The following is an 11712-nucleotide window of genomic DNA, read 5'->3' as shown; positions in this document are numbered from 1 at the left end:
TGCTCTCAAGAGGAAGATGTTCCCCGTATTGCCCGGCATCAAGCCCCTTGGTCGGACGCGCCGGCCGGCGTTGACGCCCGCAGGCGGCGGGCCTAGGGTCCCGGCGCTGTTTCCCGGTGCGGGACCGTGAGGTCATGACGAGCGAAAGAGAGCTGGCGCAGGCGGCCAAGGCCTGGCCCTTCCAGGAGGCCCGCAAGCTGCTGAAGCGCATCGGCGGCAAGGTGCCGGAGAAGGGCTATGTTCTGCTTGAGACCGGCTACGGACCCTCGGGCCTGCCGCATATCGGCACCTTCGGCGAGGTCGCGCGGACCACGGCCGTGCGCCACGCCTTCCGGGAGCTCTCCGAGGTGCCGACCAAGCTGTTCTGCTTCTCCGACGACATGGACGGCCTGCGCAAGGTCCCGGACAACATCCCGAACCAGGAGATGGTCGCCCGGCACCTGGGCAAGCCGCTGACCGAGATCCCGGATCCCTTCGGCGACGACTACCCCTCCTTCGGCGCCCACAACAACGCGCGGCTGCAGGCCTTCCTGGACGACTTCGGCTTCGACTACGAGTTCCAGTCGGCGACCGACTGCTACCGCTCCGGGCGCTTCGACCAGGCCCTGCTGCAGGCCCTGCGCTGCTACGACCAGATCATGGCGATCATCCTGCCGACCCTGGGCGCCGAGCGGCAGGCGACCTACAGCCCCTTCCTGCCGATCAGCCCCAAGACCGGCCGGGTCCTGCAGGTGCCGATGCTGGAGCGCAACGAAGACGCGGGCACGGTGGTTTTCGAGGACGAGGACGGCACCCGGACCGAGCTGCCGGTGACCGGCGGGCACTGCAAGCTGCAGTGGAAGGCCGACTGGGCCATGCGCTGGTACGCCCTGGACGTCGACTACGAGATGTCCGGCAAGGACCTGATCGACTCGGTCAACCTGGGCGGCCGGATCATCAGGGCCTTGGGCGGCCGGCCGCCGGAGGGCTTCAACTACGAGCTCTTCCTGGACGAGGAGGGCCAGAAGATCTCCAAGTCCAAGGGCAACGGTCTCTCGGTCGAGGAATGGCTGACCTACGCGCCGCCGGAGAGCCTGGCGCTCTTCATGTACCAGAAGCCGAAGGTCGCCAAGCGGCTCTACTTCGACGTCATCCCGCGCACCGTCGACGACTACCTGACCTTCCTCGACCGCTTTCCGGGCCAGGAGCCGGCGCAGCAGATCGAGAACCCGGTCTGGCACATCCACGACGGCGAGCCGCCGCGCGAGGAGGCGCACATCAGCTATTCGATCCTCCTCAACCTGGCCTCGGCCTGCAACACCGAGGACGAGGACGTGCTCTGGGGCTTCATCAGCCAGTACGCGCCGGCGGCGACCAAGGCGACCGCACCGATCCTCGCCGGGCTGGTGCGCACCGCGCTGAACTACTACCGGGACTTCGTCCGGCCGAATAAGCGCTACCGTGCGCCCGACGCCATGGAGCGGGCGGCGCTGGAGGACCTGTTGGCGGCCCTGGAGGCGCTGCCGCCGGAGGCCCCGGGCGAGGACTTCCAGAACCAGATCTACGAGGTCGGCAAGCGCCATCCCTTCCCGGAACTGCGCGCCTGGTTCAAGGCGCTCTACGAGATCCTCTTCGGCCAGGAGCAGGGCCCGCGCATGGGCTCCTTCGTCGCCCTCTACGGCCGCGACAACTTCCTCGACCTGCTGCGCCGCGCCCTGGCCGGCGAGGACCTCAGCCCGGCCTGAGAGGCGGCGCAGGTCGTGGCGCGGACCCCGCCACAGGTCGAGCTCTTGCCGGACTCCTTGGAGTCGAAGGTTCCGGTAGTTCTCGAAATGCGAGGATCTCGGGCGCTCTGCCTGTCAAGCAACGACGGAAGCCGACGGGACCCGATACGATGACCGGCCTCTACACGAAGCTTGCTGCGGCCTACGTGCGCGGGAGTCTTTCGAAGACCGGACATAGCGCCGAAGAAGCCGAACTGCTCTCGCTCGGGCGTGCCGCCGGGCTCAAGCTGCACCGCTTCAAGCGCACCATGGACCTGCCCCGCGTAAGGGCCGTGCTCGGCATCCTGCGGGGCATCGGCCCGGCGAGTCTCCTGGACATCGGAAGCGGCCGCGGCACCTTCCTCTGGCCCCTGCTGGACGCCTTTCCGGAGCTTGCCGTTACGGCGGTGGAGCGGGACGATCGGCGACGCACCCATCTCGATGCCGTCCGTCGAGGCGGTATCGAGCGTCTCAGCGTGGTGGGCGGCGAAGCCAGCGCCTTGCCGTTTCCCGATCGGGCCTTCGATATCGTCACCTTGCTCGAGGTCCTGGAACACCAGCGGGATCCGGCGCCTTTGGCGCAAGAGGCGGTACGGCTCGCCGGGCGTTTCCTGATCGCTTCGGTGCCGTCGAAGCCCGACGAGAATCCGGAGCATGTCCAGCTTTTCAGCGGCGAGAGCCTCAGCGCGCTGCTCAGGGGCGTCGGCGCGGCGAAGGTCGCGATCGACTATGTGCCAAACCATATCGTCGCGGTCGCCCGGACCTATCAGCGATGACCCCGATCCGAAAATACCCGCGCACAAGACACATCCTCGATTCGGGCCGTAAGCCGGACGACGACGACCTTGGTGCCGCCGGCTTCGAAGCGGTGGCGGGCCGGCACTTGGTGATCGAAGAGAAGATCGACGGCGCGAACGCGGCCATCAGCTTTGATGGTGCAGGACAACTCTTGCTGCAGAGCCGCGGGCACTACCTGACCGGCGGGCCGCGCGAACGTCATTTCGACCTCTTCAAAAAATGGGCCCACGAAATCAAGGACCGCTTGTGGCCGGTTCTGGGCAGGCGCTTGATCGTCTACGGCGAGTGGGTCTATGCCAAGCACACGATCTTCTACGACTCACTGCCGCACTTCTTCCTGGAGTTCGATGTGCTCGACCGCGAGGCCGACGCCTTCCTCTCGACTCCGCGGCGTCGTGAGTTGCTCGCCAGCCTGCCGATTTCCTCAGTTCCGGTCCTGCACGAAGGTCCGGTGGCCAAGCCCTCCGAACTGACGGCCCTGGTCGCGCGTTCGGCATTCAAATCGGCCGCATGGCGTGGGACCCTTGCAGCCGCCGCCGAAATGCCGCCGCACAAGCCGGATCTCGTGATCCGTCAAACCGATCCTTCCGACCTGATGGAAGGTCTCTACATCAAGGTCGAGCAGAAGGGCTCCGTCGCCGAACGGTTCAAGTACGTGCGCCGGGGCTTCCTCAGCACCGTCCTGGATTCGGAGAGCCACTGGCAGTCGCGTCCGATCCTGCCGAACCGCCTCGCGAAGGATTCCGACAGTTCTTTGGTCGCACCATGACCGTCTTCGGCACACTCGTCCCTGATCGCGAAAAATCGTTGGTCGATTGGCCGGCGATCGACGAGCTCTTCGATTGGTTTCGGCGGCTCAAGGACTGCCCGCAGGACCCCGTGTTCCATGCCGAGGGCGATGTCCATCTGCATACCAGGTTGGTTGTTGAAGCCCTGATTGATGATCGCGCCTGGCAGGTCCTCGAATTCGAGGACCGTCAGTCGCTATTTTGGGCGGCACTGCTCCACGACGTCGCCAAGCCGGCCTGCACGCGGATCGATTCCGATGGCGGCGTCATGGCGCCGGGCCATTCGCGACGCGGGCAGATCATGGCCCGCAGCATTCTGTGGCGCATGTCCGTACCCTTCCGTCAGCGCGAGACGATCTGTCACCTGATCACGCATCACCAGGCTCCCTTCTTCCTGATCGAGCGCGATCGGCCAGAGCGGCACGCTCATCTGATCAGCCACCAGACCCGGTGCGACTTGCTCGCGGTCCTCGCTGCCGCCGATGCCAGAGGTCGCAAATGCCCCGACCGGGAGGGGCTTCTTGACAACATCGCGTTGTTCGTAGAGCTCTGTCGTGAGCAGGCTTGCCTGTCGCAACCCAGGCGTTTCGCCTCGGCGCACAGCCGCTTTCTCTATTTCCGAAAGGAGAATCGGGCCGCCGACTACGCGGCCTTCGACGACTGGACCGGGGCAGCGACGCTCTTGAGCGGACTGCCGGGGTCCGGCAAGGATTCTTGGCTAAAGGCGCAGGCGGCCGACCGCGAGATCGTGTCTCTCGACGACCTGAGGAACGAGCTTGGCATTGACCCGAAGGATTCCCAGGGACCGGTCATCGCCGAGGCGCGGGAGCGGGCCCGGATCGCTCTTCGCGCGCAGCGGCCAATGATCTGGAATGCAACGAACGTAAGTCGCCAGATTCGCAGTCAATTGGTCGATCTCTTCGCCGCCTATCGGGCAAAGGTCCGCATTGTCTACCTGGAGACAGCTGAATCTGAGGCGACGCGACGCAATCAGAGCAGGGCGCGCCCCGTACCGTCGCAGGCGATCACCCGTATGCTTGATCGCTGGGAGCCGCCGGACCTCACGGAGTGCCATGATCTGGAGGTCGTCTTGACGTGACGGCTTACCTAAGCGATGTCCTTTGGCTTCCGAGCCTTGCCCGCTGCAACTTGGTCCTGACCTCAGAATCAGACCCCCATGACAGACGATAGCCAGATCGTCTTGCGTGCTGCGCGGCCCGGCGACGCGCAGACCGTCGCAGACCTCATGATCGAGGCCGGGGGCGGGCTCTTCGAGTTCCTGTTGGAGGGGGTGCTGCCGGAGATGACGCCGGCCGAGGTGCTCGCTTTGGCGATCGCCGGCGACGAGGATCCCTGCTCCCATCGAAATGTGTTGGTGGCGGAGGCGGAGGGGCGGGTGGTCGCCATGATCAACGCCTACCCGGTCGACCTGCTCAAGGCCGACCCGCGCGACCTGATACCGAAGGACCGCCTGGCGCATATCGCGGCGCTGGACGCGGTCGCGGACTGGGGCAGCTTCTTCATCAGCAGCATGGCCGTCGCCGCGAGCCATCGGCGCCGTGGCGTCGCCCGGCGGCTCCTCGCCCGGGTCTTGGCGGCGGCCGAGCGGCGGGGCTTCGACCGGGTCAGCCTGCAGGTCTGGGCGGACAACGCAGCGGCGCGCCGGCTCTACGAAAGCGAAGGCTTCACCGTTGCGGCCAAGGCGCAGATCGCGCCGCACACCCGGCTGCCGCGCGCCGGCGAAAGCCTGCTCATGGTGCGCAAGCTTTCCGGTGCCGGCATTCCGGCCGAGGGACGAGCCTAGGTTCACGCTGCCGGTCTCGAGGACAATAGTCTTATTGATTGAAAAAAGTTAACGCGCCGCGGGCCCGGGCTGTGGCTAGACTACGCCTGCATCGAGGCGCCGCCGCAACTCTGCCGGCGCAGGTTCTTCGGGGGGAGACGACGCATGTCCGTTCATCGATACGCAATCCTGGCCCTGGCCCTGGTCAGCGCCGCCGGGGCGGCCCGGGCCGCAGACCTCGTGGTCGATCAGAACGACCTGGGCTGCAACGCCGCGGGCCCGGTCTACTGCACGATCTCGGACGCGGTGGCGGCGGCCGGCGACGGCGACCGGGTCCTGGTGGAACCCGGGGCCTACGGCGAGAACGTCGTCATCGACAGCGACATCGCGCTGCTGTCGACGCGCGGCCGGGCGCTGACCGTGATCAGCGGGATCTCCGGCGTCGGCAGCCTGGGCAGCGTCGTGGTCACCGGCGGCACGTCCGGCGTCCAGATCGGCGATGCCGGGCAGGGCTTCACCGTCAACGGCATCGACAACGGCAATCCGGCGATCGAGAACGCCGCCCTCTATTTCCAGGGCGGCCACAGCGGCGGGCGGATCCGCGGTAACAAGATCGTCGCCGCCGGCGACCACGGGCTGCTCACCGAGTTCGCGGCGACGATCTCGGACTTTCGGATCGCGGGCAACGTCTTCGCCGGCAAGACCTTCCTGGGCGACAGCCCGGCGGGCTGCGGCTTCTCGCAGCAGTTCTCCCTGCCCAACGTGCCGCGCCAGCTGGTGGTCATGGGCGGCGGCGCGGGCGGCGGCAACACCTCCGAGGTGACCTTCGAGGACAACGCGATCACCGGGACCGCCGGCGGACCGAACGCCGCCTGCGGCGCGCTCAGCCCCTCCTTCGAGCAGGGCAACACCCTGGTCACCGTCGACGCCGCCGGCGCCCGGATCCAGGACAACCGCTTCGAGGGCACGACGGCGCGCTTCGGAACCAGCCTGCGCGCCCGGGGTCCGGACAGCCGGATCCGGCGCAACGACTTCGACAGCCGCGGACAGACCCCGACGGCCTGCTACGTCTTCCTTCAGGAGACCGGCGAGAGGCTCAAGCGGGTCGCCAGCCGCAACGACTTCGACCGCCCGACCGCCCTGCTGCCCGACGGCAATGCGACGACCGGCAGCATCTGCGTGGGCAGCGACGGCGGCGACGACGACGATGACGACGGGGATGACGACGACTGACCGGCAGGCCGCGGCGCGGTCGCCTCAGTCGCCGTGGGCGTAGGCCCAGTAGAGCTCGCGCGCCTTGGTGTAGACGGGGCCCGGCTGCAGGTCGCGCTCGTCGAGCCGGGTGATCGGCATGACCTTGCCGTAGTTCCCGGTGGAGAAGACCTCGTCGGCGTCCTTGAGCTCCTGATAGGTGATGGCCCGCTCGTAGACCTGGATCCCGGCGGCCTCGAGCAGATTGATGACCCTCTGCCGCGTAATGCCGTTCAGAAAGGTGCCGTTGATCGCCGGCGTGTGGGCCGCGCCGTCCACGGCCATCCAGAGATTGGCGGTCGCCAGCTCGGCGACGTTGCCGAGGCCGTCCAGCACCACGGCGTTGTCGAAGCCCTTGTCGGCCGCCTCCTTCAGCGCCCGGGCCGAGTTCGGATAGAGGCAGGAAGCCTTGGCGTCGGTCGGCGCCATCGAATGCAGTGGCCGGCGGAAGCTCGACAGGCAGGCGGAGAAGCCGTTGGGCGCCGGGATCGGGGCCTCGTAGACCGTGCAGATGAAGCGGGTGCTCTCCGGATCCGGCGACACGAATCCGCTCTCCGCGTAGTACATGGGCCGGATATAGAGCTCGGCGTCCTTGGGGAACTTGTCGATGCCCTCGCGGGCGATCTCCAGGATCTCGCCGGCCGACAGGGGCGTCGCCAGGCCCATGCGCGGCGCCGACTCGTTCAGACGGGCGCAGTGCAGGTCGAGGTCTGGGGCCACGCCCTCGAAGGCGCGCGCTCCGTCGAAGACGACCGAGGCCATCCAGGCGGCATGGGTCATCGGGCCCATGATCGGCGGGTTGCCCTCGTGCCAGATGCCGTCGATGTAGTGCAGCGCTTTCATGTTCTGGAGTCCCGATGACCTGGAAGAAACCCGGCGGGCCGGGGCCGCCGGAGAGCGGTTAGCATAGCTGCTTTGGGAAGGCTGGCAAGGCGGACCCGGAGCTCTCGCGGCGCGTGTCGAGGGCTTCAGGTCAATGGATCGCCCAGAGAATGCGCGACATCCAGGCGATGTCGTTCTTCGGCACCACCATCGAGGTCGCTGTTCCATCGAAAGTTGTCAGCTCGATCTCTTCGGGGCTTCGACGCAGCAAGCTGCCGAAGATGACGGTGCCGTCGCTGAGCCGAAGGACCACCCGATGGCCGGCGTCGACGCGCGACGCCGGCGAGACGATCAGGACATGTCCGTCGGCGTAGGTCGGGGACAGCGCCTGACCCCTAATCTCGATTGCATAAGCATCGGGGTCTGCCATCTCCGGCAGAGGCATGCGGCCCCAGCCGTTGCCCATTGGCCGACCCTCGGCGTCGAAGAACCCAGGCTCGGAGACGACGTTGTATCCGATCCGCCGCAAGCCCAAGCCGGCGAAGTTCACGTCCTCGCCATTCAAGAGCCCGACGAACTCTTCGACGCTGGCACCCGTCGCGGTCAGAATCTTGGCGAGAGATTCCGTACTCGGCCAGCGCAGCTTGCCGTCTTTGGCGACGCGCTTGCTGCGGTTGAAGGTGGTCGGATCCAATCCGGCCCGCTTGGCTAATCCGGAGGCGGATAAGCCGTACTTTGCCGCTAGCCGATCGATTGCCCGCCAAACATCTGCGTGTTGTAACATGAATCTTATCTTATATAGGGATTAACCCGGATCGCAGCAGGAAGATGATCCCAGGAATTCAGCGCAGAGTCCGCTATGTTTAACGTCTTATGAAAATGGTACAAATCCCCGCCAGCGCCGGATTTAAGCGCGTCAATTATGACGGCTGAGCTCTTATTTGATCTTGAATCGCGTGCGCGAATCGAGCTTGGCTCGTGAAATCCTCCGCGTTCGGTTTTACTGTTTACACGTGTCTTCCTTGTCGCTCTACGCTTGGCTTCGGCCGCTGATCTTTACCCTTGGGCCGGAAGCAGCACACCGGCTGACTCTCCGGCTACTGCGTTCCGGTGCGACCCTGACCGGCCGCTTGCCGGCCGCCGCACGGGCCGTGCTGAAGACCCGGGTCTGGGACCTGGACTTCGCCAATCCCCTGGGCCTGGCGGCGGGCTTCGACAAGGACGCCGAGGTCGCCGACGCGCTCCTGCGCGCGGGTTTCGGTTTCGTCGAGATCGGCAGCGTCACGCCGAGCCCGCAGCCCGGCAATCCCAGGCCCCGGGTCTTCCGCCTGGCCGAGGACCGGGCCCTGATCAATCGGCTCGGCTTCAACTCGGCCGGCCTGACCCGGGTGGAGGCCAACCTGCGGCGGCGGCGCGCCACGGCGCCGGCGGGCGGCGTCATCGGCGTCAACCTCGGCCGCAACAAGGACTCCGCGGATGCCGTCGCCGACTACCTGGCCGGGCTCCGGGCGCTGGCGTCCCTGGCCGACTACCTGGTGATCAACGTCTCCTCGCCCAACACGCCGGGCCTCAGGGCCTTGCAGGACCGGGACCAGCTGGAAGCGCTGCTCGCGCCGCTCCGGGCCGCGCTGGCCGAGACGGCGGCGGCGGGAGGCCGGCCGCCGCCGCTGCTGCTGAAGATCGCCCCCGACCTGACGGCCGAGGACCGCGCCGACATCGCCGAGGTCGCCCTGGCCCAGGGTCTCGACGGCTTGATCGTCTCGAACACCACAATCGCACGGCCGGCCGGCCTCAAGAGCCGCTTTCGCGGCGAGGCGGGCGGACTCTCGGGCGCGCCCCTGTTCGGGCCCTCGACCGCGCTGCTGGCCGAGATGTACCGCCTCACCGGCGGCCGCCTGCCGATCGTCGGCGTCGGCGGGGTTGCCAGCGGCGCCGAGGCCCACGCCAAGATCCGCGCCGGTGCCGCCCTGGTGCAGCTCTACACCGGGCTGGTCTACCACGGACCCGGTCTGCCCCGGCGGATCCTGACCGAGCTGGCGGACCTGCTCCGGCGGGACGGCTTCGCGACGGTGGGCGAGGCCGTCGGCGCCGATCATCGCGATCGGCCGCTAGCAGAAGGCACGCCCGGGCCAGCGGCCGAAAGGTCTGGTTAACCCTATTTTCAAGGATCATCGGCAGGCTTCCCCCAGGTCCTTGGCAGGGGAGCCGCGCTTGGCCTTCGTTCGTTCCGTCTTCAACCTCCTGGGCATCGTCGCGCCCGCCGTCGTGGTGGCCGCCCTGCTGCCGGAGTGGCTGGGCATGCGCCTCGAGTTCGCCTTGATCGCCGGCGCCCTGGTCTTCCTTCAGGGGTCCGTGATCCTGGAGCTCAACGGCCGGCGCGAAGGCGACCGGCGGCTGCGCGAGGAGATCCACGCCCTGCGCGCCGGGCAGGTGGCGGTGCGCGACGAGCTGGCCGGCGCGCGGCGCGAGATGAAGGCCCTGGAAGAGGCCCTGCAGGCGGCGGCGACCCTGCGCGGCGGCCAGGGCGGCAGCAAGGCCCTGACCGAGGTCATGGACGAGGTCACGGTGCTCAAGTCCCTGGTATCGAGGCTGTCGGAGGGACAGGCCCAGGTCGCCGAGCAGGTCGCCTTCCGACCGGCCCTGGCGGTCGCCGGCGGGACCGCGGTCGGCGGCGGCGAGCCACCGACCCTGATGCTGCAGCCGCTGGAGGCGGAGACTCTCGACGACCAGTCGGTGCTGGACGAGGTCAAGAAGTGCCTGCGCCAGGACAGCCTCGACCTGATGCTCCAGGCGGTGGTCAGCCTGCCCCAGCGTAAGCGGCGCTTTTATGAGTGCTTCACCCGGATCCGCACCGACGACGGCACGGTGGTCCGGCCCGAACGCTATATCGAGCTGGCCGAGACGGCGGGGCTGATCGCGGCGATCGACAACATGCTCCTGTTCCGCTGCGTCCAGCTGGTCCGCAAGATCCAGCGCGAGAACATGGACGTCGGCTTCTTCTGCAACATCTCCTTGAACACCTTGGAGGACATCGACTTCTTCGGCGACTTCGTCGAGTTCCTGGAGGGCAACGCGGAGCTGGCCAAGAGCCTGATCTTCGAGTTCGCCTATCTCGACCTCAAGCGCCAGCGCGAGCCCAGCCGGCGCCAGCTCGAGCGGCTCGTCGGGCTCGGCTGCCGCCTCTCGGTCGACCAAGTGGACGGCCTGGCGATCGACCCGGGCCTGCTGGTCGAGCGCGAAATCCGCTTCGTCAAGCTCGAGGCCGCGGTCCTGCTCGACGAAGGCGGGCCCGAGGTCTTCCGCAGCCTGAAGCGCGAACTGGACCGGCGCGCCATCGACGTCATCGTCGAGAAGATCGAGACCGAGGCCGACCTGATCGAACTGCTCGACCTCGGCATCGACTTCGGCCAGGGCTACCTCTTCGGCGAGCCGCGGCTGGCCAAGCCGGCCGGCTGATCACCGGGTCGGGTCCCCAGCGGCTTTTCCCCGAGGGTCGGCTGTGGCACAAGGGCGGCCGCACGGCGGCCCCGCACGCCCACAAGCCGGAACCTCGACCTATGACCGAAGCTCCCAGCGCCACTCCGCCGGTCCCGATCCACGACGGCATGGCCGCCCTGGCCGACAGCTACGACGCCTACATCCTCGACCTCTGGGGCGTGCTGCACAACGGCATCGCCGCCTACCCCCATGCCATCGACTGCCTCAAGGCGCTGAAGGCCCGGGGCAAGAAGCTGCTGGTGCTGTCCAACGCGCCGCGCCGGGCGGCCGGGATCCTTGAGCGCAACATCGAGCTGGGCCTGGTGCCTGAGCTCTACGACGCCCTGCATTCCTCGGGCGAGGAGACCTGGCTGCACCTCAAGGAGCGGCCCGACGCCTGGTACCGGGACCTCGGCGGCCGCGGCTTCCACCTCGGCCCGGCGCGCGATCGGGGGATCCGCGAGGGCCTGGAGGTGGCCTTCGTCGAGGATCTGGCCGAAGCCGACTTCATCCTCAACACCGGCGCGGACCGCGCCGAGGATCGGGTCGAGGACTTCGAGGACCTGCTCCAGGCGGCGCGGGCGCGCGGCCTGCCGATGGTCTGCGCCAACCCCGACCTTGTCGTGATGCGCGGCGCGGCCATGGAAATCTGCGCCGGCGCCATAGCCGCCCGCTACGAGGCGCTCGGCGCCGAGGTGCGCTACCACGGAAAGCCGCACGCCGACGTCTACCGCCGTGCCTTTGCCCTGCTCGGCGTCGGTGACCGCGCCCGCATCGCCGGGGTCGGCGACTCCTTCCGCACCGACATCGCCGGGGCCCGCGCCGCCGGCATCGACGGCATCTTCATCGCCGGCGGCATCCACATCGAGGAGCTGGCGCCCGACGCGGCGGGCCGACCCGACCCGGACCGCCTCGCGGTCATGGCCGCCGAAAGCGGCCACCACCCCGCCGCCGTGCTGCCGGTCTTCCGCTGGTAAGCCCCATCGACCGTGAGCGTTCCGTGACCGGCGCCCGGGGCCGGCATCCAAAAACCTTGCCTTTCGCGTAGAAG

General features: G+C 67.8%; 11 protein-coding genes. 9 read left to right on the top strand and 2 right to left on the bottom strand.

Annotated elements, in window-relative coordinates; genetic code table 11:
• Positions 1–134: 134 nt before the first annotated feature.
• The 6 genes from QNJ30_25695 (at position 135) to QNJ30_25670 (ending at position 6344) form a co-directional block, all read left to right on the top strand.
• Entirely contained in the window at positions 135–1724 is a 1590-nt protein-coding gene (locus QNJ30_25695) for a lysine--tRNA ligase (GenBank protein ID MDJ0946857.1), read from the top strand.
• A gap of 149 nt (positions 1725–1873) precedes the next feature.
• Positions 1874–2518 (top strand): class I SAM-dependent methyltransferase, encoded by a 645-nt coding sequence (locus QNJ30_25690; protein ID MDJ0946856.1) that lies wholly within the window; start codon positions 1874–1876, stop codon positions 2516–2518.
• Positions 2515–3309, top strand: coding sequence for an RNA ligase family protein (locus tag QNJ30_25685; GenBank protein ID MDJ0946855.1), 795 nt, complete (start codon positions 2515–2517; stop codon positions 3307–3309). The genes QNJ30_25690 and QNJ30_25685 overlap by 4 nt, the downstream gene beginning before the upstream one ends.
• Complete coding sequence (locus tag QNJ30_25680; protein ID MDJ0946854.1) at positions 3306–4427, top strand: AAA family ATPase; 1122 nt, start codon at positions 3306–3308, stop codon at positions 4425–4427. Before QNJ30_25685 ends, QNJ30_25680 begins: the two co-directional genes overlap by 4 nt.
• Positions 4428–4505: 78 nt before the next feature.
• Positions 4506–5132 (top strand): GNAT family N-acetyltransferase, encoded by a 627-nt coding sequence (locus tag QNJ30_25675; GenBank protein MDJ0946853.1) that lies wholly within the window; start codon positions 4506–4508, stop codon positions 5130–5132.
• Positions 5133–5276: 144 nt separating this feature from the next.
• Positions 5277–6344 carry a hypothetical protein gene (locus QNJ30_25670; protein ID MDJ0946852.1) on the top strand — a complete coding sequence of 356 codons (1068 nt, stop codon included), beginning with the start codon at positions 5277–5279 and terminating at the stop codon, positions 6342–6344.
• 24 nt (positions 6345–6368) lie between these two features.
• On the opposite strand, the gene QNJ30_25665 is transcribed toward QNJ30_25670, so the two are convergent.
• Together QNJ30_25665 and QNJ30_25660 are read right to left on the bottom strand one after the other, a co-directional pair.
• Complete coding sequence (locus tag QNJ30_25665) at positions 6369–7205, bottom strand: branched-chain amino acid aminotransferase (protein ID MDJ0946851.1); 837 nt, start codon at positions 7203–7205, stop codon at positions 6369–6371.
• A 130-nt stretch (positions 7206–7335) separates the two neighbouring features.
• Complete coding sequence (locus QNJ30_25660; protein MDJ0946850.1) at positions 7336–7878, bottom strand: S24 family peptidase; 543 nt, start codon at positions 7876–7878, stop codon at positions 7336–7338.
• Between the two features lie 328 nt (positions 7879–8206).
• Here QNJ30_25660 and QNJ30_25655 point away from each other — a divergent pair, with 328 nt between their 5' ends.
• The 3 genes from QNJ30_25655 to QNJ30_25645 all read left to right on the top strand — a co-directional run bounded on the left by QNJ30_25655 (position 8207) and on the right by QNJ30_25645 (position 11638).
• Positions 8207–9337 carry a quinone-dependent dihydroorotate dehydrogenase gene (locus QNJ30_25655; GenBank protein MDJ0946849.1) on the top strand — a complete coding sequence of 377 codons (1131 nt, stop codon included), beginning with the start codon at positions 8207–8209 and terminating at the stop codon, positions 9335–9337.
• Positions 9338–9395: 58 nt separating this feature from the next.
• Positions 9396–10640, top strand: a complete 1245-nt coding sequence (locus QNJ30_25650; GenBank protein ID MDJ0946848.1) for an EAL domain-containing protein — start codon at positions 9396–9398, stop codon at positions 10638–10640.
• A 101-nt stretch (positions 10641–10741) separates the two neighbouring features.
• Positions 10742–11638 (top strand): TIGR01459 family HAD-type hydrolase, encoded by an 897-nt coding sequence (locus QNJ30_25645; protein ID MDJ0946847.1) that lies wholly within the window; start codon positions 10742–10744, stop codon positions 11636–11638.
• Positions 11639–11712 lie beyond the last annotated feature (74 nt).

The organism is Kiloniellales bacterium (assembly GCA_030066685.1).
In the GTDB taxonomy this organism is placed as follows: domain Bacteria; phylum Pseudomonadota; class Alphaproteobacteria; order Kiloniellales; family JAKSBE01; genus JAKSBE01.
This window is presented reverse-complemented; position numbering and strand designations above follow the sequence as displayed.

Coding starts and splice junctions, on each gene's coding strand:
- QNJ30_25675 (MDJ0946853.1), top strand. CDS start 4,506: ATGACAGACGATAGCCAGATCGTCTTGCGTGCTGCGCGGCCCGGCGAC.
- QNJ30_25690 (MDJ0946856.1), top strand. CDS start 1,874: ATGACCGGCCTCTACACGAAGCTTGCTGCGGCCTACGTGCGCGGGAGT.
- QNJ30_25645 (MDJ0946847.1), top strand. CDS start 10,742: ATGACCGAAGCTCCCAGCGCCACTCCGCCGGTCCCGATCCACGACGGC.
- QNJ30_25680 (MDJ0946854.1), top strand. CDS start 3,306: ATGACCGTCTTCGGCACACTCGTCCCTGATCGCGAAAAATCGTTGGTC.
- QNJ30_25685 (MDJ0946855.1), top strand. CDS start 2,515: ATGACCCCGATCCGAAAATACCCGCGCACAAGACACATCCTCGATTCG.
- QNJ30_25695 (MDJ0946857.1), top strand. CDS start 135: ATGACGAGCGAAAGAGAGCTGGCGCAGGCGGCCAAGGCCTGGCCCTTC.
- QNJ30_25665 (MDJ0946851.1), bottom strand. CDS start 7,205: ATGAAAGCGCTGCACTACATCGACGGCATCTGGCACGAGGGCAACCCG.
- QNJ30_25670 (MDJ0946852.1), top strand. CDS start 5,277: ATGTCCGTTCATCGATACGCAATCCTGGCCCTGGCCCTGGTCAGCGCC.